General features: G+C 36.5%; 17 protein-coding genes and 4 pseudogenes. 8 read left to right on the top strand and 13 right to left on the bottom strand.

Going from position 1 to position 22,822, the window contains the following annotated elements:
* Nucleotides 1-54 precede the first annotated feature (54 nt).
* Complete coding sequence (gene meaB / locus N7U66_RS08585) at nt 55-1,074, bottom strand: methylmalonyl Co-A mutase-associated GTPase MeaB (RefSeq protein ID WP_390886647.1); 1,020 nt, start codon at nt 1,072-1,074, stop codon at nt 55-57.
* 284 nt (nt 1,075-1,358) lie between these two features.
* Nucleotides 1,359-1,904, bottom strand: coding sequence for a DUF2911 domain-containing protein (locus N7U66_RS08580; protein WP_267678103.1), 546 nt, complete (start codon nt 1,902-1,904; stop codon nt 1,359-1,361).
* Nucleotides 1,905-2,129: 225 nt separating this feature from the next.
* Here N7U66_RS08580 and N7U66_RS08575 point away from each other — a divergent pair, with 225 nt between their 5' ends.
* From N7U66_RS08575 to N7U66_RS21600, 7 genes are all read left to right on the top strand, one after another.
* Entirely contained in the window at nt 2,130-2,687 is a 558-nt protein-coding gene (locus N7U66_RS08575) for an RNA polymerase sigma factor (protein WP_267678101.1), read from the top strand.
* Nucleotides 2,671-3,045: a hypothetical protein gene (locus tag N7U66_RS08570; protein ID WP_267678100.1), complete on the top strand. Its 375-nt coding sequence runs from the start codon at nt 2,671-2,673 to the stop codon at nt 3,043-3,045. Before N7U66_RS08575 ends, N7U66_RS08570 begins: the two co-directional genes overlap by 17 nt.
* A gap of 25 nt (nt 3,046-3,070) precedes the next feature.
* Nucleotides 3,071-3,235, top strand: coding sequence for a hypothetical protein (locus tag N7U66_RS08565; protein WP_267678099.1), 165 nt, complete (start codon nt 3,071-3,073; stop codon nt 3,233-3,235).
* A gap of 97 nt (nt 3,236-3,332) precedes the next feature.
* Nucleotides 3,333-4,346 (top strand): hypothetical protein, encoded by a 1,014-nt coding sequence (locus tag N7U66_RS08560; protein WP_267678098.1) that lies wholly within the window; start codon nt 3,333-3,335, stop codon nt 4,344-4,346.
* 38 nt (nt 4,347-4,384) lie between these two features.
* Nucleotides 4,385-4,795, top strand: coding sequence for a hypothetical protein (locus tag N7U66_RS08555; RefSeq protein ID WP_267678097.1), 411 nt, complete (start codon nt 4,385-4,387; stop codon nt 4,793-4,795).
* A gap of 31 nt (nt 4,796-4,826) precedes the next feature.
* On the top strand, nt 4,827-5,102 hold the full coding sequence (locus tag N7U66_RS21605) for a hypothetical protein (RefSeq protein ID WP_313791474.1): 276 nt from the start codon (nt 4,827-4,829) through the stop codon (nt 5,100-5,102).
* 12 nt (nt 5,103-5,114) lie between these two features.
* Nucleotides 5,115-5,522, top strand: coding sequence for a peptidoglycan DD-metalloendopeptidase family protein (locus N7U66_RS21600; RefSeq protein ID WP_313791525.1), 408 nt, complete (start codon nt 5,115-5,117; stop codon nt 5,520-5,522).
* 16 nt (nt 5,523-5,538) lie between these two features.
* Here the strand turns inward: N7U66_RS21600 and N7U66_RS08545 are convergent.
* From N7U66_RS08545 to N7U66_RS08525, 5 genes and pseudogenes are all read right to left on the bottom strand, one after another.
* Nucleotides 5,539-7,726, bottom strand: a pseudogene (locus N7U66_RS08545) (B12-binding domain-containing radical SAM protein).
* A 128-nt stretch (nt 7,727-7,854) separates the two neighbouring features.
* A complete protein-coding gene (locus N7U66_RS08540; protein ID WP_267678096.1) occupies nt 7,855-8,805 on the bottom strand; it encodes a tRNA dihydrouridine synthase in 951 nt (316 codons plus the stop codon).
* A gap of 151 nt (nt 8,806-8,956) precedes the next feature.
* Nucleotides 8,957-10,249, bottom strand: a complete 1,293-nt coding sequence (locus tag N7U66_RS08535; RefSeq protein ID WP_267678095.1) for an MFS transporter — start codon at nt 10,247-10,249, stop codon at nt 8,957-8,959.
* An 89-nt stretch (nt 10,250-10,338) separates the two neighbouring features.
* Nucleotides 10,339-12,174 (bottom strand): annotated as a pseudogene (locus tag N7U66_RS08530) (Xaa-Pro dipeptidyl-peptidase).
* Nucleotides 12,175-12,650: 476 nt separating this feature from the next.
* Nucleotides 12,651-16,101: pseudogene (locus N7U66_RS08525) on the bottom strand (pyruvate carboxylase).
* Between the two features lie 279 nt (nt 16,102-16,380).
* On the opposite strand from N7U66_RS08525, the gene N7U66_RS08520 reads away from it, so the two are divergent.
* Nucleotides 16,381-17,007 (top strand): hypothetical protein, encoded by a 627-nt coding sequence (locus N7U66_RS08520; RefSeq protein ID WP_267678094.1) that lies wholly within the window; start codon nt 16,381-16,383, stop codon nt 17,005-17,007.
* Between the two features lie 51 nt (nt 17,008-17,058).
* Here N7U66_RS08520 and N7U66_RS22520 read toward each other — a convergent pair.
* From N7U66_RS22520 to N7U66_RS08490, 6 genes and pseudogenes are all read right to left on the bottom strand, one after another.
* A pseudogene (locus N7U66_RS22520) lies at nt 17,059-17,442 on the bottom strand (HEPN family nuclease).
* Nucleotides 17,443-17,548: 106 nt separating this feature from the next.
* Entirely contained in the window at nt 17,549-18,934 is a 1,386-nt protein-coding gene (locus tag N7U66_RS08510; protein ID WP_267678092.1) for a hypothetical protein, read from the bottom strand.
* Nucleotides 18,935-19,124: 190 nt separating this feature from the next.
* On the bottom strand, nt 19,125-19,709 hold the full coding sequence (locus N7U66_RS08505) for a hypothetical protein (protein WP_267678091.1): 585 nt from the start codon (nt 19,707-19,709) through the stop codon (nt 19,125-19,127).
* Nucleotides 19,710-19,863: 154 nt separating this feature from the next.
* Complete coding sequence (locus N7U66_RS08500) at nt 19,864-20,712, bottom strand: hypothetical protein (RefSeq protein WP_267678090.1); 849 nt, start codon at nt 20,710-20,712, stop codon at nt 19,864-19,866.
* 205 nt (nt 20,713-20,917) lie between these two features.
* A complete protein-coding gene (locus tag N7U66_RS08495) occupies nt 20,918-21,661 on the bottom strand; it encodes a hypothetical protein (protein ID WP_267678089.1) in 744 nt (247 codons plus the stop codon).
* 559 nt (nt 21,662-22,220) lie between these two features.
* Nucleotides 22,221-22,775 carry a hypothetical protein gene (locus N7U66_RS08490; protein WP_267678088.1) on the bottom strand — a complete coding sequence of 185 codons (555 nt, stop codon included), beginning with the start codon at nt 22,773-22,775 and terminating at the stop codon, nt 22,221-22,223.
* Nucleotides 22,776-22,822 lie beyond the last annotated feature (47 nt).

Here is a 22,822-nt window from a genome sequence, read left to right as displayed (position 1 = left end):
AGTGAAGACCTAGCGAAAAAAAAGCTGTAAAAAGGGCTTCTGCGAGAGGTCTTTTTAATCTTTTATCCCGAGTAAATACTCGGCTGCCACAAAAGGGGTTGTCTCGTTATTTTCAACGAGATTTAATTGCTTTTCCAATTCTTTTTTAATGTTAATACGATTAAAGAACTCACTTTTTAGTCGGTCTTCAATGGTTTGTAAGAGCCAAAATTTATTTTGCTCATTGCGTTTTTTGTAGAAGTAGGAATTGTCTACTGTAAGCTTAAGGTAGTCTGAAATAATAGTATAAACCGCTTCCATCCCTTCCTTTTTTATAGCACTACAGGTGATTACTTTTGGTTGCCATTCCGACGCCTTTATGGGATACAAATGTAGGGCACGATTAAATTCTACTTTTGCCAGCTTGGCACTTTTTAAATTCTCGCCATCGGCTTTGTTAATGGCAATCATATCTGCCATTTCTATAATGCCCCGTTTTATACCTTGTAATTCATCTCCAGCTCCCGCCAATTTAAGGAGCAAAAAGAAATCTACCATACTATGTACCGCAGTTTCACTCTGCCCAACACCAACCGTTTCTATAATAATGGTATCAAATCCTGCTGCTTCACAGAGTATAATGGTTTCGCGCGTTTTTCGAGCCACACCGCCTAGGGATGTGCCGGAAGGTGACGGACGAATAAAGGCATTCTCGTTTTTAACCAAATCTTCCATTCGGGTTTTATCACCCAAAATGCTACCTTTTGTTATAGAACTACTAGGGTCGACAGCCAATACGGCGACCTTCTTTTCTATTCCGGTTAAATACGTGCCAAAGGCTTCAATAAAGGTGCTTTTTCCAACCCCAGGAACCCCCGTGATCCCAATGCGAACCGATTGATTAGCATGTGGTAAGCACTGTTTTATAATGGCATTTGCTTGTTCTAAATGTTTCGGGTTTTTGCTTTCTACTAGAGTAATGGCTTGGCTTAGTGCTGTCATGTTACCACTTAAAATGGCAGTCACTATTTCTTGAGTCGATTTTTGCTTTTTTCGGCGTGCTCTAATTTTTGAAATGGCATTGACATTGGTCATTTCACGGGGTGAAATACCTTCGTTTTCTTTTAATGCCGATGTGCTTGCTTTTCGAGTCAATATTTAAAATTTAAGTTTAAAGTTCCGTATTTAAAGTTTAAAATTCAAAGTTTAGCGGTAAAAGATTAAAATACATCATTTATTTAAACGCCTATTCCTCTTGAGTAAAAAATGAAAATCAGCTGCATTCGTATTGCTCCGCCTTATAAAAAAAATGAAATACTATTATAGTGCTGGTATGTTCTTATTTATAAGAACAACAAAAACACACCGGTACTAGAGTCTTATTTTAGTGGTACAACAACTTTTGCATGGTCCCAGGCCATAGTTAACGATAAATTATCAGTCGAATTGTCAAAAGCAATCGTAAATTGTTCCACAGGTTTATCTAATTTTTGTACTGGAGCCGTATAAGTAACAACATCAAAATCTGAAATTCGCATGGGTTTCATCGTCTCATCGACCCCCCATTTGTATTGCTTTGAATTAAACATCACTTGCCAAGTGGTGTCGTTTGGGATGGTCCAAAGGGTGTACTTGCCTTTGGGAAGTGAATCGTTTCCAATTTTTAAAGCTTTATTGGTTTCAAAAGTGGTTGCTTCATTGGCTCCCGTGCGCCACACTTGATTAAAAGGTACTAAAGCACCAAATACCTCACGGTTGCGTTTCGAAGGACGGTTGTAAAATACTTTCAAATCCAAATCATCAACAGTAAACACGACTGTTTTTTTTGGACTCTTACGTTGTTCAAATAGGCCCGTTTTAGTAAAATAAAGATAGCCCAAAAAGGTAACAGCGATAAACAATAAGAAAACGATAAATCGTTTCATAATTAATGTAATTTAGAGTTTATTTTAAAAGGTTAAAGATAATTTAATTGCTAGGGCTAGTCAATATATTAACGCAATTTTAAGCCAATTTCTTGTGGGATTTAGAAAAATAATGTCTTTTTTTTGTCACGCTAAGATTTAGGTGTCGTCTTTAGTATGAGCTTGTTTTTATTATTTAAGTGAAATGAAGACAGACTCAAAGAACAACAACCAAAAAACCAAAGAGTGAAAGTCGTTCAATCAAACATTATTGAATTGTGTAAACAGAACAATCGTAAAGCACAACTGCAATTGTATAACCAATATTGCGATGGCATGTATTGTGTTGCAAAGCGGTTTCTTAATCACACAGCAGAAGCCGAAGATGTTGTACAGGAGGCCTTTATTAAGGCGTTTTCAAAACTACACCAGTTTAAAGGCGATGTTACTTTTGGAGCTTGGTTAAAACGTATTGTTATTAATAAAAGTATCGATGTGCTCAAACTAAAAAAGCAGCGTTTAGTAGAGTTAGAAGAGGTGCACCTCAAAGTAGTAGATGCTTCAAATGATGACAAATGGTTAGTACACGACGATACCACTCTCGAGGAGATAAAAGCAGCCATTGATACGTTGCCGGAAAAGTACAAATACGTATTGCTGCTGTTTTTAATGGAAGGTTATGATCATCAGGAGATTTCTGACATTTTGAATATTACCGAAGTCGCTTCAAGAACACAACTCTCTAGAGGAAAGTTAAAATTACAACACGTATTAAAGCATAAAAGTTATGGCGAAAGATATTAGAGACTTATTTGATGCAGATAATAAACGGCCCAATGGCACCATGCCTAATAATCACGAAGCCCGTTTTTTATGTAAGCTTGATAACGCATTACCGCAAGAAAAGCAGGCTAAACTGAGTTGGATTAAAATAGCTGCAAGTATCGTAATACTCTTAGGCATCACTTTTGGAGCGTTTCATTATTTAAACAATCAAACACAAAGTGTTCAAGTGGTAGATGCCGGAGTGCCTGAAGATCAAACGAAAACTTTGGGAGACATCTCTCCGGATTTAAAAAAGGTTGAAGATTATTATGTGGCGCATATTAATTTAGAACTCTCAAAAATGAAACTCACGCCAGGAGAACAAAGAGTTATTTGATGGCTATATTTCACAATTGGAAAATTTGAAAAAAGAGTACAAAACGCTTTCTATAGAATTAACAAAGAATGGCCCGGATGAACTCACCGTAGATGCGCTCATAAACAATCTTAAATTTCGTTTAAACTTAATGTACCGTTTAAAAGAACAACTAAAACAATTGAATGCCATTAAGCCCTCTCAAAGTTAAGACAGTGCAAAACCTACTGAATCTGTTTTTAGAGGCACATCAAAAAACGAACAGTTTACTAAACCCGTTTTAGTAGCTGTAAAAAAAATCAAAAATCATGAAAACAAATATAAAATTATTACTACTTTTTTTGCTCGCAACCCTTGGCGTATCGGCACAACAAAAACTAAACAAAGCCACACAATCTATAAAAGCCAATCAAGGGGTGACTATCGATTTAAATGCCAGTCACACCAATATTGAAGTCGATACGTGGAATAAGGATTATGTTGAAGTGGAAGCCTATATTGAAAGTAAGAAGCTTACTCAAGACGAATTAAAAGCGTTTTTAGGCGATTGGGATCTGGACATCAGTGGGTCGGGTGATTATATTCGCATAGAATCAAAAGGCTCTCGAGGGCATTGGTCGAGCGATATGACTATCGATATTTTGGATAGCGAATCTTTAGAAGCCTTGTCCAACATAAATTTCGATATGGACTTGAATTTAAAACCTCTTTTAGAAGGTTTAAGCGGTCTAGAATCTTTAAAAAATTTACCGAAGCACTTAAGGTTTTACGTATTCCGGAATCTCCGAGATGGAAATTATAATATGGATTTTGATTTTGATAAATATCAAAAGGAAGGCGAGCAGTATTTAGACGCATGGAGTAAGAAGTACAGAACCGAATATGGTGAAGAGTATGAGCAAGAAATGCGCGATTGGGCCAAAAGCATCAAGCAATCTGATTTAGATCAATTTGAAAAGGAAATGGAAGCTTGGGGTGTGAAATTTGGTCAAGAATTTGAAAATGGTTTTGGTAAAGACTTTGAAAAAAGGATGGAAAAGTGGGGAGAAGCATTTGGTGAAAAGTTCGAAAAAGAATTTGCGCCGGCCATGGAGAAATGGGGTGAGGAATTTGGGAAAGCCTTTGAAGAAAAAATGGAAGCGGCCTTTGGGGAGAGCGATGCAAAAGGAAAAAAGGGAAAAAAGAAAGCACAGGATCTTATAAAAACTATAAAAATTAAAATGCCCAAAAAGGCAAAATTACAACTCAATGTGAGACATGGAGAATTAAAGATGGCAGCAATTATTCATAATGTACAGGCCAATCGGCACATGGGAAATTAACGGCGCAAACTATTGATGGAAGTAAAACTTCCATCAATGTGTCGTATAGCGATGTTGCAGTTGCCCAGTGGAATGCGGGCGCATTGAAATTAAAATATGTAGATCAGGCGTTTGTTGCTAATGTTCATGAATTAATTCTAAATGCGGTGTCTTCAAATGTTGCCATTGATAATTTAAAAGGGAACACAGTCATCGATGGCAGTTTTGGAGCATTGACTATTAACAATATTTTGCCAACATTCAATAATCTCAATATTGTATTAGAGAATAGTGATGCCCGATTAAAACTGCCTAAAACGGTAGATTATAAGCTGTTCTATAAAGGCAACCGCTCTACATTTAATAACGAAACCATTAGTAATAAAACCATAAATAATCTCCCAAATGTAACAAGTACGAATAATACCATTGTTATTAATGCAAAATTCAGCACTGTAATAACACAATAATCTACTATTTTTGGGTTTAAATTTTTTTTGAATGAACCCGGATGATTTTTCTTCTTTCTTAATGGCAATCACGCACCAAGACATTCAGGTTATTGATGCCATAATTCCTAAAAGCAGTTACATACCAATACGCCTTTCTGAGAGCAATTCAGACTTAGAAACCTTCGACATTGGGTCTTCTGAAGCTTGGGAAGTCTACATCACCAATTATCTCAAAACACACCATAAAAAGGTGGCCTTTGGAGGCTATCTTGAAAAACGCGGCATTTATAATCGCAGCGATTATTTCAACAATCAAAACCCGTAAACAGAACGCAATATCCATTTAGGCTTAGATTTATGGACCAACGCAGGAACGGCTGTTTTAGCTGCCTTTGATGGAGAAATTTATAGTTTTAAAGACAATACCAATTTTGGGGATTATGGTCCCACCATCATTTTAAAACATGCTATTAATACGATTGAGTTCTATACCTTATACGGGCATTTAAGTCGTGAATCGATTGCCAACTTGAATGTGGGCACCGTTTTAAAACAAGGAGAAACACTAGGTTATTTAGGGAAAGCTGAGGTTAATGGAGACTATGCACCTCATTTGCATTTTCAAATCATTAAAGATCTACAAGGTAATAGTGGTGACTATCCTGGGGTGTCTTCAAGTGGTGATTTAGAATTTTATAAAGACAACTGCCCAAACCCGGAGGTTGTTTTAGGTCTTGAATGGTAGCAGCAACAGGCTGCTTCTACACCACCAATAACCCAAAAGCATTCAATTTTAAAACAGGTTTTGAAAACCAAAATAATTCAAAATCTTCAAATTGCGATTCGTAATCCGTTTTTAATGCGGTATAGCTAAGGCCTTTGGTTGTTGAAGGGGTTAATTGCTTTAGCTGTTCTAAAAACCAGGTGCCTTCTGCTTTATTCAAAGTAATATGAAGCGTTTCAGTACTGTCATGAAAGGTCAATTCCAGTAATTCGTTAGTAAACCCTTTTTTAGTTTTTGTAATGCTTTTCACAATAGGTTGATGACCTATCCAAACGATTTTAGCGGAGGGCTTTATTTTAAAAGCGGTGGTGGTCTCTAAACAGTCTTCTATATAAAAAGGCGGGATGGTTGTTTGTGGAATATCAAAATCGAACCATTCCTGGAGGTCCATATCAAAACCAATCCCGTGCATAAAATTAAAAAGCGATTTTTTTAGCCCATAACTAAATTGGGAGTGATCGATACCTGTGCGGTCTGTAAAATCGATGTCATTGTTTGCAAACGAAATGCTTTTGTAATTCGGGGTAATCCCATACTCGGAAGGGTTTAAACCAATAGGACTATGTGCCGTTAATGCAAATTGGTGCCAAAAACCGGACTGAATGATGCCTAATTCAAACAATTGGCGCACCATTTCTAGACTATCAACAGTCTCTTGTAGTGTTTGTGACGGGTAACCATACATTAAATACGAATGTACCATGATGTCGGCTTCGGTAAAATAACGGGTTACTTGCGCCACCTGTTCTACAGTGACGCCCTTATCTATAAGTTTTAATAAACGGTCTGAGGCCACTTCTAATCCGCCGAGATACGGCAATACATCCGGATGCTTTTAGTAAGTGGCAAAGGTCTTTTGTGAAGTTTTTTTCGAATCTAATGTTGGTCCACCAGGTAACGGTAAGTTTCCGTTTTAAAATCTCGAGCGCTAAGGCTTTCATTAATGCGGGAGGGGCGGCTTCATCAACAAAATGGAATCCACGTTCACCCGTTTGCGCCATGAGTTGCTCCATGCGATCGACTAAAAGGGCCGCGGCAATAGGTTCGTAAATTTTAATATAATCTAAAGAAATATCACAAAAGGTACATTTCCCCCAATAACATCCATGGGCCATGGTGAGTTTGTTCCAACGTCCATCACTCCATAAACTGTGCATGGGGTTAGCAATTTCTATAACCGAAATATACCGATCCAATAACAAGTCATTATAATCTGGTGTGCCAACCTGTTGCTGTTTATAATCGGGCAGGGTGGCGTTGTTTTTATAGGTGACCACATCGTTCTCTAGAAGAAACGTTCTTTTAAAGGTTTTAGACGTTGGGTTTTGAATATGAGCGTTTAGCAGTTCGATTGGTAGTTCCCCATCATCTAAGGTTATAAAATCAAAGTATTCAAACACCCGTTGGTCTGTGACTGATCGTAGTTCTGTATTGGGAAAACCGCCTCCCATGGCTGTTTTTAAATCAGGATAATGCGCTTTAATGTATTGAGCACAACGAAAAGCAGCATATAAATTACCGGGAAACGGAACCGAAAAGCAAACCAGCTTTGGCTGTACTTGTTTTAAACAGCGCTCTAAAATACGAAGCGTAATGGCATCTATAAATGTAGGCTCGTTTTGCAACTGTTCATGGAGCTCATGAAAAGCATTGGCACTTTGCCCTAAACGTTCAGCATAGCGGCTAAACCCAAAATTTGGGTCGATACATTCAATAATGAAATCTGATAAATCTTCAAGGTATAAAGTAGCTAAGTGTTTGGCTTTATCTTGCATGCCCATTTCCCCAAAGGCCCAATCCATATCATCCAACTGATTAAAACGAGAGGCACGAGGTAAAAAATTACTGGTGCATATTTGCCTGGCTAGTGTTTGGTTTTTCCCTTGTAAAAAGGAAACAACAGCATCTAAAGGCGTTAAATAATCGTCTTTTAGGTTATATATGCGTTGAGCATTTTCAGAAACCACAGCATCCCTTTCCTTGGCGATATTAAAAAGGGTTTCAAACGTTTTTTTACTGAATAATTCCAAAATGACTTCAATACCTAAGTCCATTTGAAACGATGAAATGTTCTTAGTGTTCAAAAAGCCCTTTAAATAGGCCGTAGCGGGATAGGGCGTATTCAATTGTGTAAACGGCGGCGTAATGAGTAAAAGGTCTTTCAAAATAGTGGTTCAGAATTAAAGAACAAAGATAGCTGTATCCTATTAGGTTTTTAACCCTAGCGGGAATTTTTTAACGAACCATCACGTTTCGGAGTTCTAGAAAAACCATTAAAATTAGAGGAAACTGGTTATTTGCGCTCATTATTTAAAATGGCCGCTACCGCTTGCTGATATTTGTGAGGGTTCCCCGCTTTTTTTATGGCTTTATATGTTTTTTGCGGATTCGAAAACGACTGAGCAAAGAACTCCCAAAAGCCTAACATTTTCATTTTTATTGGGGTGGGGCCAGAGAGATACGCATCATATTGCGCATAAATGGTGTCATGAAAGGCTTTAAAAATATCCCAACGGTTGTCAGGGTATTCGGTAGTATTGTTTTTAATCATGCTTGGTAAAAAAGGATCGGCAATTAAACCTCGGCCAATCATAAAATGATCAATACTAGGGAAGCGGTCTTGTAGGATTTTAAACCCTGGAACACTGGTAATATCCCCATTATAATATAATTTGTGTTTCGTACTGGCGATGCATTTTTCAAAGGCTGTTAAGTCCACAGGGCCTTTATAGAGTTGCTTGCCAATTCCGGCGTGAATGGCAACGTTTTTAAGGGGGTATTGGTCTAAAATGGGTAAGGTTTCTAGAATTTCTTGGGCGTGCTCATAACCCATTCTCATTTTCATAGAGACCACAATATCGGTTTCATTATGCGCACGATGTAGAATGGCGTCTATTCGTGACGGATTACAAATTAAACCAGAACCCATTCCTGATTTTGTAACCATGGGATAGGGGCAGCCTAAATTCCAATTTAATTCTTTATAACCCAAACTTTGCACGTACTTAGCGACAAACAAAAACTCTTCAGCATCGTTGGTAATGACTTGCGGGATCACCTCTAAAGTAGCATTGTTTTCAGGCGCTAAATCAAGTTGATAGGACTGCTTAATTTTAAGGGTGCCATTTAAGCGAATGTAAGGCGCGTAAAAGGTGTCTATTCCTCCAAAATAATGATGAAAAGCATTACGGAATCTGAAATCGGTAAAGCCTTGTAAAGGAGACGAGAGTAAAGTGAAAGCCATTTAAAAATTAAGTTGCGCAAATATAGTTTTTATTCTTTATTCAAAATATAAAACAAAGGATCTAAAGCCTATTATTACATGAACGCGGCTATTGATTTGGCATTTGGTCTGTTTGCTTAATAGAAATTATATAAATCTCAGCGATTCATAGTTATTCAACATTTGGGAGCTTGTAGCTTTTGTAAGCCCCTAGGAGACCAAAAAGGGAAAGGGTTAAAATTACACCTTCTATAGAGATCAACGAAACAAGGGCACTTAAGCCTCCAGTTACCAACAAAATCAAACCAATGGTTGTATTACTTATCGCCACATAATCTGTTCGTTTATTGCCTGTTGCCATGTCAACGATGTAGGTTTTTCGTCCTAGTCTAACACCGCCATGTGCAATGCCTAATATAAAAAAGGCTACAGGATAAATCCATAGTATATGTTTTATAGTGTTAGAATACGTGATGATTAGAAAAGTAATAATCCCTAAAAAAGAGGCAATAAGTACGGCAATGGCCATGACATTTTTACTCGATTTATCTGAGAATTTACCCCAGATTGGAGCGCTAATAATGGAAGCAACGCCATTGGCGATAATAAATAAACCCAGTAGATAGGTGTCCTTGCCTATGTTGTTTTGAGCAAGAAGGATATAGTACGGAGCTGTTAATGCCGAACAGAGTAATAGGGAGCGCGCTACCACAAAATCTCTAAAAGGTTTGTCTTTTTTTAATAGATTGATTTTAGAGGAGAGGGTGGGTGTGTCTTTATCCGGTACCACAACTTCTCCAGGGAATTCTTTTATTCTTGAATAAATAATAGCAGCGATAAACCACATGGCAGCGGCAAAAAAAATAAGTGTGCTGTAGAAGGCAATCGTGGCTTCTGTTTTAGATTTATACAATAGAAAGAGCCCCACTGCCAAAACCAGCAGTCCGGAAACGGAAGCGGTATAACCTTTTAATCTTCCCCGTCCGGTTTTTGGAATGCTTTTTCCTAACACATCTTTCGACGAAATCGAGCAAATACTTCCGGACAGACTAAATAAAATGACAGCGACAATAATGAGTCCGCCGGCCTGTACCCCTTTATACTTTAAGGCAATAAAACCCATAGAGGCCACTGAGAGAAACTGTAAAAAAGAGCCCACAACCCAAATCCATTTTCTAATGGGTTTTTGACTCACATATTGTGAGAGTAGTATTTGAGGCAACATAGACCCCGACTCTCTTATGGGCACAATAAGACTGATGAGGTAAACTGGCGCATTAACGTAACTCATGAGCCAGGTCAATACGGTCTTTGGGTTACTTAACGTGTCTCCTAGTTTAGTAAATACGTTGCTAAAAATAATTAGAAAATAATTTTTAGCAACGTGCTCGCAAGCGTCATCTGTAATACCTTCACAAACGCGCGTGCCATTTTCGTTATTTAAATAATTATAAAGATTTTTCAATTAATACTTTAGTGTCTTTAGGGCGACTGTCTTATCAGTATTTAAAATTAATAATAAAAAATCCATTTAAGCGTTATTAGACTCATTATTTAGAAGCTTTTTTTAAAGACATCTTCTCCGCCAACCACTGGTAGTGTTAGATGCGTTTCATCTAAATCTACGGTAAGGGTTGTGCCGGGTTTTGGATGTAACGTAAATGCTTTGTCACTTGAAAAAATCACTAAACCTATTTGTTGTCCCGCTCTAATAATTTGGTCGTCTCGGCTGTAATTTAAAGGTTAACGTGTGAAACGTTCCAGATCTAATAGGCGTACTCTTGCTTAACGATTCATTATTTTGAGGATCCGCCCAACCGCGTGTGATAATATTATCGGTAATTAATTTGGAATCATTTTCCCATGGCAACGATACTAACCAAACCGATAGATTTACTGCTGGTTTATTGCTGGTTACACTAATGGTGATTTCACTTTCACCGAGAAGGTGTAAGTCTTTAGTTAAAATAGGTGTGGTATATAATAAACGGTTTTTAGAAGTTTTGGCTTTGGCGTGATCTTCACCGTGAAATAGAATAGTTGTCAATTAACGTTTCTGTTTTTTGACGACTCTTGTTTCTTCTTGTTAGCTCGCCCACTTCGTTGCCGCCTTTATTTAAATACAGTGTCACTGGTTGTGCTAATGGATTAGGATACGCACCATAAGCAGTAGGATTATCACGAGTGTCATTTTCTCTAACAATCCAGGCTTGCTTGTCATTTTCTACGCCATTTTGTTCACCATGTAAATATCTTGTAAACCAACGGTTCATCATGCGCATAGGTGGGGGGCCACCATGGCCGTTTTGGTGGTAATATATTTGTGTTGGTAAGCCTTGTTTTTTGGCTTGTTGATAGATGCGATTACTGTGCTCTCGGCATCACATTCCAATCATTAAAGCCATGCGACATTAATAACGCTGCCGTCATGTTTTCCATCTGATTTAAATAATCACGGCTAGCCCAAAAATCATTATAATCACCGGTAAGTCTATCCATACCATTCCGCATGTCATTATCGCGAATGGTCCTGTTGCTGTATGCGCGTTTGCTTTCATCGCCACTATGAATAAAATCATACAGTACATCTATATCTTCACCAAGATAACCCCCAGGCGAACGCACCAAGCCGTTAGATCTGTAATAGTGATAATACGAGGTATTAGGAGCAATTGGTATGATGGCTTCTAGGCCTTGAACGCCCGTTGTAGCAGCCGCTATAGGTAAGGTGCCGTTGTACGACGTTCCAGTCATGCCTACTTTTCCTGTGGTCCAGGTGGCATAAACTTCTTCATTTCCATCTCGGTGTGGTAAAGCCTTTGGCTCTGCCATTTAACCAATCGATCACTGCTTTTGGAGCTAAGGATTCATTGGGACCACCCACGGTTGGGCTACCTTGTGATAATCCAGTGCCCGGAGAAGAGGAATGCACTACAATATAACCGCGCGGGACCCACTCCTTAATTAGCGAATTAGAAATGATTGGGCGTTTTCCTGTACGTTTAACTTCAGGATGTGCACGAGCAATGGTTGAAGCTTCGCCAAGTTCATGTTCCACATTCCACATCATATTAGGGACATCCGGTGCGACACCGGAGTAATAAGGGCTGGTTTCGTAAACCACCGGGAGTTGTAAAGCTTCTGTAGCGGTTTGTAACGGTCTTGTGACTGAAACATGCATCCGGTCTCGGTTTAGCATCACCATCGGTGTTAAATGTCGTTTCTACCCAAAGATCATGCCTTATCCAATCTTCTCGGATTATTAAAGCCTTCAACAATTTGAGCTTCTCCATTTTCAAAAACAGGCACGGTTTGACCTTGTGTAATATAGAAGGTTCCAATACATAATAAGAGAACCAATAAACGGGATATTTGTTTAGCGTGTATCATAGGTTAGTAAAGATTTGTTATAACAACAAGTTAAAGAATTTTTTGCAAATTAATGCTAGAAAGGGGCTAATGATTTTTAAAATAAATTTACCGTAGTGAAAAAAACGCATTTTTATAGGGTGTTGGCGCCCAATAACTTAATTTAAGAGGTGGTGGCTTTTTAAAATTTAAGGGCTAATAAATAGCGCTGCCGTAAAGGGGTAAAGCCAGGGGGTAACAGGTGCTTTTTTGCAGACTGATGAATCCCCACAGGGTTTGTGCACAATAAAATAAAGGAATCAATACAGTACAAAAAGCAGCAGTCGCAAACTAAAAGAGGCTGTCTAAAAAGACGAGTTTATTGTCATATTGAGCCTGTCGAAATATTTTAACCTACTGGTAATCAATATTAGTTTCGACAAGCTCAACCTGACAAAGTAAATTTAAAAGTCTTTTTAGACAGCCTCTTTAATGTTATGCTGTTATTGAACAGAAAATTAGTCCATAGTTAAAATTAAGTCATCTTGTTTTACCATACTCCCTTCTTTTAAGGTCACCGCTTTTACTTTTCCCGATTTGAAGGCGGTTACTGTCGTTTCCATTTTCATGGCTTCGATAATAAATAGGGGATCGTTTTCTTTAATCTCTTGACCTCTTTTTACCAAGACTTTATATAAAGACCCCTGTAAAGGGGCGCCAATATGATTGGTATTTTCTGTGTCAATTTTTGCGTTTTCTTCTTTAGTAATATTTAGCGATTTGTCTAGAACCTCTACAAATCTATTTTCGCCATTCACCTTAAAAAATACGGTGCGCAAACCGTCATCGTTAGGAATCCCAACTGAAAGTAATTTTACAATAATGGTTTTTCCAGGCTCTAATTCGATTAAGGTTTCTTCACGCGGCTTCATGCCATAAAAGAAATTCTGTGTGGGTATTAAGGCTAAATTACCGTAGTTTTTATAATTCTCATGTGCGGCTTCAAATACTTTAGGGTATAAGGTATAGGATAAGAAATCTTCCATCTCTATAGCCCGTGTAAAGCCTTTTTGGAATTTCTTTTTAAAGGCTGCAAATGCTTCATCAAAATCAATAGGGTCCAAATGTGCATTCGGTCTATCGGTGTACGGCTTTCTGTTTTTTAGAATTATTTTCTGAAGTTTCTTTGGGAAGCCGCCAACCGGTTGCCCTAAATCGCCTTGAAAGAAACTAATCACAGAGTCGGGAAACGAAATTTCCTCGCCTCGGGTCATGATATCTTCGGTCGTAAAGTTATTGGTGACCATAAAAATGGCCATATCACCAACGACTTTAGAGCTTGGGGTTACTTTTATTAAATTACCAAAGAGCGTATTCACTTGGGCATACATGGCTTTAACCTCTTCAAAACGATCGCCAAGGCCTAGTCCTATGGCTTGCGGACGCAAATTTGAATACTGTCCGCCAGGAATCTCATGATTAAAGACTTCTGCGGTACCAGCTTTTAATCCAGATTCAAAGGGGTAGTACAACTCGCGGGTGTCTTCCCGGAAATTAGAAAACTGGTTTAAGCTGGTCATGTCAAAATCATGGGCGCGTTCTTGGTATTTTATCATCTCAACCACCGCATTAAAATTGGGTTGAGACGTTAATCCGGATAATCCGCCAAGCGCCACATCAACCACATCAACACCCGCTTCAATCGCTTTTAAATAGGTCGCGGTTTGTAAGGATGAGGTATCATGCGTATGTAAATGAATTGGCACGTTTACCGTGTCTTTTAATGCGCCAACCAATTCTGTAGCCGCATAAGGTTTTAATAAGCCTGCCATGTCTTTTATGGCAATCATATGTGCCCCGGCATTCTCCAAATCTTTAGCCAGTTGCATGTAATACTTTAAGTCGTATTTGGTTTGGTTGACATCTAAAATATCGCCGGTGTAACTTATCGCACCTTCGGCAATACCACCTGTTTTATTGCGCACATAACTAATGCTTGGAGCCATGGCTTTTACCCAATTTAAAGAATCGAAAATTCTAAAAATATCCACACCATTTTCCCAAGATTTCTCTACAAAAGCTTCGATTAAATTATCGGGATAGGCTTTGTAACCCACGCCATTAGACCCGCGCAAGAGCATTTGGAATAAGATGTTGGGTACCGCTTTACGTAATTCTCTTAAGCGGGTCCACGGACTTTCGTGTAAGAAACGCAAGCACACATCAAAAGTAGCACCGCCCCAAACTTCCATACTAAAGGTATTGGGATGGTTTTTAGCAAAACTTTCAGCTACCTTGAGCATGTCGAAGGTTCGCATTCGGTGGCTAATAACGACTGGTGTGCATCACGCATGGTCGTATCTGTATACTGTATTTTTTTCTCGTCTTTTAACCAGGCACAAAATTGTTCGGCCCCAGCTCTGTGAGTAAATCTTTAGTCCCTTTTGGGTAGGTTTCAATCGTATTGTGTTTTGGGACTTTTGGTTTTCTAAACACTTTGGTCTCATCAATAAACTTCACATCGGGATTGCCATTAACAATCACTTCTGCTAAATACCCTACGGCTTTAGAGGTGCGGTCTTGCGAGAGTTTTATTTTGAATAGTGACGGGGTGTTCTGAATAAAATTCACCGTGACTTTACCTTCCTGAAAGGTCTCGTGCTGAATCACGTTTTGTAAAAAGTGAATGTTGGTGTTTACCCCTCGAATACGAAATTCTTTTAAGGCCCGCGTCATTTTTCTTATGGCACCATCTAAAGTTCTACCATGCGCAGAAACTTTTACTAGCATCGAATCGAAAAACGGACTCACCTTATACCCTTGATAAATACTCCCGGCATCTAAGCGAATGCCCATACCTGAAGCACTACGGTAGGTGGTTACTTTACCATAATCTGGTGTAAAATTATTGCCGGGATCCTCTGTTGTTAGTCGGCATTGCAAGGCAAACCCATAAGTGGCTAAAGACTCCTGTTCATATATTTTTATTTGTTGGTCTGAGAGTTTGTAGCCTCCAGCAATAAAGATTTGTGTTTTTACCAAATCGATACCCGTGACCATTTCGGTAACGGTATGCTCCACTTGAATACGGGGATTCACCTCGATAAAATAGATGTGGTCTTTTTCATCGACGAGAAACTCCACGGTACCAATGTTATTGTAATTCACTTCAGTAGCAATGTCTACCGCATATTTATAAAGGGCGTCTTTAACGCTTTGCGACACGTTAAAAGAGGGTGCAATCTCGACCACTTTTTGGTGACGGCGTTGTACCGAGCAATCCCGTTCGAATAGGTGACGTATATTGCCATGTTTATCGGCGACAATTTGTACTTCAATGTGTTTGGGGTTTTCGACATACTTTTCTAAAAACATGGTGTCGTCACCAAAGGCATTTAGCGATTCGTTTCGTGCAGAATCGAAGTTAGACTCGAGATCTTCAGCTGTTTTTATAATACGCATGCCACGGCCACCACCGCCAGGAGGCCGCTTTAAGCATTAGGGGGTAGCCAATGCTATTGGCTTCACTAATGGCTACTTTTAAAGAGGTGAGTTTCTTTTTATTACTTTCTATAATAGGCACGTTACATTTTACGGCTATTTTTTTAGCCATAATTTTATCACCCAAGGCATCCATAACCTCCGGATCTGGACCAATAAAAATAATGCCTTGAGCCGCACATTTTCTAGCAAATTCAGAGTTTTCAGATAAAAAACCGTAACCGGGATGAATGGCATCGACCTGTTTCGATTTGGCGAGGGCAATAATGGCATCGCTATCTAAATAAGGTTTTAGGGGTTGGTTGTCTTCACCAATTTGATAGGATTCATCGGCTTTATTACGGTGTTGTGAGTAACGGTCTTCGTAGGTGTAAATGGCAACCGTTGTAATGTTTAATTCCGTACAAGCTCTTAGTACTCTAATGGCAATCTCGCCTCTGTTGGCAACCGAATTTTTTTAATGTTCATTGTCGTTGTGCTGTGTTTTTGAATAATATCGGGTTTTTTAGCTATTTAATGGTGTAATTATGGGTGTTTTTTGTGTTTTTTTGAGATGGGTATAAGGTAATTTTTAATTGTGAAAAATACAATGCATGCATAGTATTTTTTTAAATGAAGTATAAACCGGTTACTCTGGGCTTCTGTATTTATAAAACACGACTAAAAAGACATGTAGCCATGAAAAAAGCGACTGGCTGGTTTTTAGCTATAATTGCTTAACTTAGACCCAAAATAAAACGAAACCCTATGGCACTAGTACCAATAGCATCAGAGTTAGCGACTTTCGAAATTTTATCAGACTGTGATTCCATTCCGTTTGAGGCGCAAGTGTATGCTGTAGTTATTAAACAAGTCGCTAATGCCGTAGATGAAGCGATTATTACGCTTGTAGATGGCGATGCTAATACAGGGGCCTTTCCTATAGCAGACGCAGCAACCTTTGAGGTAGGGAGCGGTATTGAGATCAGGTTAGGCTATAACTCTATAAATAAATCTGTTTTTAAAGGCAGGGTACAGCAACAAAAAATAAGCATTATTGGAGACATGGGGTCTTTCCTGCTGGTCACTTGCGCAGGAGATTTGGTGCGTGAACTGGATATAGATACTACCACCGCGCCTGTGTTACAGCTTACTTATGGAGAAGACGTGTACGACGCCGAGATAGCGACCAACAAAGAAGAGACCACCAGCGTAAAGGGTACGCTAAAAGTTATGGGTAGCAGTATCCCAGCGGTGAATGACCGGGTTGGGCTGCATGAATTTGGGAAACGCTTTAGTAAAACGAGTCTCGGTTACAGGGGTGTTACAGGATGTAACCAAAGGTTCTTGGTTGACTACAGTAACGGTGGTTTAAGAGCTAGCGTTCCTTTTTAAAAGGCATGGCTTGCAAAAAAGAGATTTTCGTAAATAGGCGAGGACTAGCCATTAATTATACACGGCATCCGGCTTTTTATTCAGTTCTTTTAAATATTCATCTGCAATATAAAATGCAAATTTTCTTAATTCAGAGGTTTTTAGTTCAAGATTTAGTCCAATATTTCCATTATGACTGTCCTGTATAATTACACCTGTCCATTTATTATCTTCACTAATCGATTCAATTCTTTGATGAGCGATTCCATTCGCATTCGGGTTAATAGATTTTTTAAATCATTGTTTTTATCACGTCTGTCAAAATGAAAGTTAGGTGAGTTTAATATAAATTGAATTTCTCGGAATATCATTTAAATCTTTATTCGTAAAATTTAGTTTTCTTAATCTGGCATTGTGTTGATGTGGTAAAACAATTAAACTCAATATTCCATTCATTAAAAGTGTCAAATTGTATTAACCTTTATATGATTGAATTAGTTCTTTTGTTCTGCGAATTAATTCTGTATCGTATTTGCCATTTGGAATTCCCATAATTTTAGTTTTATTGGTCAAAATATAATTGAAAATGACCGTTTGGTCTTGTCAATCGAAAAGTAATTTCATCTAATTTCCATTTCCTTCCTGTCCATTCTTCTTCTTTAAATTCTTCATCTTTAATCTGTCCCAAATTCTCAATATCATCTCCAAGTATTTCACATAATTGTTTATATAAATGTTGGATTTCCATAGAATAAACTCTGTGGTTGCTTGGGCCATTTTGACTTAAAAGGATAAGAGTTTCGCTTCCATCATTAGGAGTTAGCACCATAATTTTATTAAAAAAGCCGAAGAAAAAGAATGGAACATAATATGTCCGCAAAGTAGCAGTTTCCATTACTTCTTTATAAAAGTCAGCTGTTTTGATTATTTCAAAAGGTATTCTGAAATTTAAAACAACCTCTTTTATATCGAGATATTTTTGATAGTATTCTACAAATTCAGATGGTTTAAGAACTATTGTATTAATGCCTAATTTTTCATAAATCAATTTGGTTTTCTTGTATGATTTATTGTCATTTATGATATAGAAATTACAAATAGAAGCAAAGGCAGCGTGAAATGCATCTTCAGTAGTATTTTTAAATGTTTCTTTTCTTCCTTTTTTTATATTCACTTTGTCTTCTTGATAACCGTGCATATCAAGCAAGAGATATTCGTTTGTGATTTCGTTAAACCATTCAGGTGCATTTTTTGAATTATCTATAAATTGATTTGGATTAGCACCAACTTTTTTATACTTATCATCTATTATTTTATATGGATTTTTTGAGTCAAAGATTTTATCTCTATTAATTCCCATTCCTCCTTGAATAGTTTTTCTTAATTCTTGATATCCATCAGATTCATTAAGGTTTAAAATCATTTGGCTGAAACTTTTGAAAAAACCTTCCATAGTCAAATTTTCTTTTAGTCCAGGGAACATTTTATCCATTTGTTCAGCACTTTCAGGATTTTCAAATGCTTGTTTGAATGATTCTTCGAGTGGTATTGATTTAAGTAAATTTATCAGTGATTTCCCAAGACTTTTAGTAAATTCGTCTTGCTCGAAAATGTTCATTAAACCATCAAGGCTTAAATCGTTAAAGAGGTCTTTTTCTTCAATTCTTTGTTCAAAAAGTTCTTTCGGTGGATAAAAATCAAGTACAACATCTTTTCCTGTGTTCATTAGACACTTGTTTTTGGTAAGCTCGGAAATAAAGTTTAAATCTGATTCAATATATTCTCTTTGTGTGCTGATTTCTTTGAAGCTAGAAAATATATCTCCAATATGAGAAGTAGAAAAGGGGATAAATAATTTTTCATTGTCAAGAATTATTTCTTTCAGTTCGGTATGGTCGCCATTTTTTATTTGTGACAATACGTTCCAATCGAAATAAGTCTTTATCATATGAAATTATGTTGTTTTTTCAACTGTTCGTTAAGGGACATGCTTTACACAAGTTAAAGATTAGACCTTACACTAAATTAGTTTCTAACCTTGTTGATTTTTGTTTTTAAATTATTCATTCTTAAAAGCCAAATTAACGATTTGGCGGTGTTTGTACATAGCACTCACCTTTCTTAAACCTCTGATCCCCCTATTTGCTATCTGCTGTGTTCGGTAGCGTTTTTTTAAAACCTATGAAAAACTGTTCAAGCTCCATTTGCATAGAAACGATATAATCTGAGACGTTGTACAAAAAGGGGATGTCAACTTGTTGGTTTATTTCAGTTAAACCCTTTTTTGCTTTTGCAGTAACTTTCTTTCGTTCAATTTTTTTCGTTTTCCAATCTTTTTTAATAGTTGAATGTAACATCTGATTCCTTAGTTCCTCACATTTTGTCAATGCTTTTAATAATTCTTTTAAATATCCCATCTCATAATCTGGAAGTGAATTGAAGTGGTAAGTATCTTTCAAATGATAATACAATGAAGCAAATAGATTAATTTTGTTTCTAAATGCCAGTTCTGATGTTATTATTTGACCGATTTTCGCTTCAACTTGCGTCATTTGGATAATTCTCTTTTCAATTTCTTCTTCAAGTTCTTGAAAATTCAAAGAAATCAATCCAATAACAGCTGGCAATTCCTCTGGTGGTCCGGATCTATCTTCAAAACTCGTTGGGTCTTGATTATTCTCAAAATCGAATATTTCAGATATATATTTTTCTAGTATGTTCATAAATGCTACCTAACGTGTTTGTGTCTGATTTCGTTGCGTGTTTTAAGTGCCTAATTTAGCAAATACAAACAGAAGAGAAAATTCGCGAGAATTTACGTAAGCAAGCTTGAACCAGCAATTAATTTAGGTGTTAGGCATCCGGCTTTGTTCATAATTAAAGTAACATATCTTTTAATGAAATCAATTCTACTGTAACTATTCGTTCATTTTTTATTTGTTCGTCAGTTTTATAAACTTCTCCACTTGCAGTCAAATAAATAGAGTTTATTTCTTTTTTAAATTTTGATGAATTAAAAGTTCGGCCAGTTCCGATTGTTAAGGTAGCTGATTGAATAAAGAAATATTGTTCACTATCTTCTTTATTTTTTATTTGTTCTTGATATTTTTTTAACCTATTTATATCAAGAACTTCTTGTTTTGGAAATGCTTTTAAAACATCTGTTAGAGTTATTTCTACAACTTGGTCTTTCTTTGCTTCAAAACTTCCAATAACGTAAGAACCATTTGCAGACATACCTTTTGCGAGATAATCTTTGAAAAGTACTCCATCTTCAATATAATCATTTTCTAATACCGTTCCTGATTTAATTAATTGAACTGGCGTCAAAATTTTGTAAGTATTATTTCCTGTCTTTTTTACAATTTTTCCAGGAAGAGTAAATAAGTCATAAGTAGTTGCTGATAATCCTTTGTAAAAGTCTCTTTCGTAAAATGTTTTAGGTAATTTCCCGTTTAGAAATTCAAATTCTTCTGATTTTTCAACTTTGATTTCATTAGTCGTTCCGGATGCACCATCCAAAAATTCTGAAAGTTGTTTGTCTTTTGCATCAATGAATTTATCAACTTCTGCTGTTTCGATTGCGTATTGTTCTTGACTGAATTGATATTCCTGTATAATATCACGCTGTTCCTTGTTTTTTACTTCTAATTCAGAATATTGTTTTTTTGAGATACAAGAAGAAACTAATAAAAATAAAAGAATTAATTTGATAGAATTTTTCATATTTAATTGGTTTTGGTTGTTTGTTCCGGTTTTTCTTCAGCTTGTGCCTAACGTTTATGTGTTGGTTAGTTGCGTGGTTAAGCAACTAATTTAGTAAACAAATACGAACCCGAGAAAATTCCGAAGGAATTTTCTAAATAAGCACTTACCAAAGCAATTAATTATACATGGTGTTGTGTGTAGTGCTTATTTTTTTCGTCTTAGGTTATTCTTTGTTCTTAAAGACCTCTATTTCTTGTTTGAGATTATTGTTTTCCGCTTCAAGTTTATAAATATTGCTATCTAATTTTTCTTTATCTGAATTTAATTTGTTGATTTTAGTTTGTAGCTCAAATTCAGATTTAAGAAAGGAATTCTCTTTTATCGTTTTTCCAAGCCAAAATGAAAATCCTATAATACCAAATAACGTTGTAAAAAGACCTATTGTTTGCCCAATAGGTAAATTCTTAATCAATCCTAAAAGTTTGTTAAGTGTTATTTTGTTCAACTGAACTGTATTCTCTTTCAGTGACTTAATTTCAACGCTTTTTGCGTTTATATCTGAAAGTAATTCATTTCTGTCCTCTAAAATAGTATTAGAGCTTGAAACAACGTCCATCATTTGAGACTTAAGAGTTTTGTTTTCTTGCTCAAAATACCTCTCATTTTCTTCTACTATACTGTCTTGAATTTCGGTAAACTCAATAATTTGTTCAATATATGAATTAAGATATTTTCTTGCTTGAAGTTTACCTGTAGCTAATACACTAGCACTTAAATCCGTAAAAGATGAATTAAAATTTATTCCATCTATTTGTGTCCATTTAAAATCTAATCCGCCAAATATTTCTTTCAGATTATCTTCTGTTTTATGTTTCCATACTTTTGGGTCAAATCCGGGTTCATCAATTTCTTTTTTTCTTTTTTCAAGAATTTCAATAGCTTTTTCTTTTCTTACTTTTAATTGCATTCTTCAATATTATTGGTTTCGGTCGCATTACACACAACAATGATATATAGTTAACTAAAAAAATAACCTTAATTGTTTGTATTAATTTTAGTGCTTATCCACGCGCTATATTACCGGTTCAAAAGGGGGCATTTTTATGCTATGGTGCTTTGCTATAGCCCAAATGGCAGTGTCCTAATTAAAACTGTTTTTTTCAATGGTCGTATTTGCTATTCTTAATTAACGAAGCTACAGGATTATTCTTAACTATCCTATACGTAGAATTACGTAGTTTTTGTAAAGTTATAAACGTTAGTTAACAATTTATTACGGGTAACCGTAAGGGGGTGGGATAGGTGGGTTTTAACTAAAAGACGCCTTTCGAGAAAAGCGGGTTTTTCTGTTAGTTGCTTTAAGCCTTACTACTTGGAAAGGGGCAGACTGTGTGTAATAAGTTGTTAAAACAGGTTTTTGCCATGGCTAAATCAGGCTTACTATAGGATGATAGGTATAAAAGCGTGCTAGTGAAGACTTAATGAGATTTTAGTTGTTTTTTGTTAGGGTGCTTTGTTAAGTGTAGTTATTTTTCAAATTGTATTTCATCATCTTGATTTAAAATCGGTTGAAACCAATTATAGTAATTAAATACATTTTTTCTAATATTGTACAATAAATAAATTCCGACGACTAAAATTAGGCTATATATGACTGTGATGATTAAAACAATACTATAGTCAGAATCATACTCATACATATTATCTAATTCACGATATGAATTGAAAATCGTAAAGACGAACCAAATAATACCTGGTAGAAAAAAGCGACCATCAAATTTCCAAATATTGATTGTAATATAAATTGATAAAATCAGCGAGATAAAGACTTTTATATTAAAGGATACTATTAAATTCAATATTCCAATTAACTCCAATAGAATAAAGAATCCCCAAATAATTGAAAGAATTAAATGCGCTTTTTTGAATTTCAACTTTAATTCATAAGATGGTCTTGAGGCTAAAATTTTTCTTAATGACTCATCCTTGATTTTATCTTTGAATTGATTATACAGACTAGACTTTGAAGTTCCTTGATTAAGTTTTTCGGTTATTTCAGATTTTATTTCTTGTTCTGTCATGAAATTTTGGTCATAATTACACCTAACGATATTGTGTATGGTTTGTG

Source organism: Lacinutrix neustonica (genome assembly GCF_026625145.1).
Taxonomy (GTDB): Bacteria; Bacteroidota; Bacteroidia; order Flavobacteriales; family Flavobacteriaceae; genus Lacinutrix; species Lacinutrix neustonica.
The sequence above is the reverse complement of the archived record's forward strand: the minus strand, read 5'-3'. Positions and strand labels throughout refer to the sequence as shown.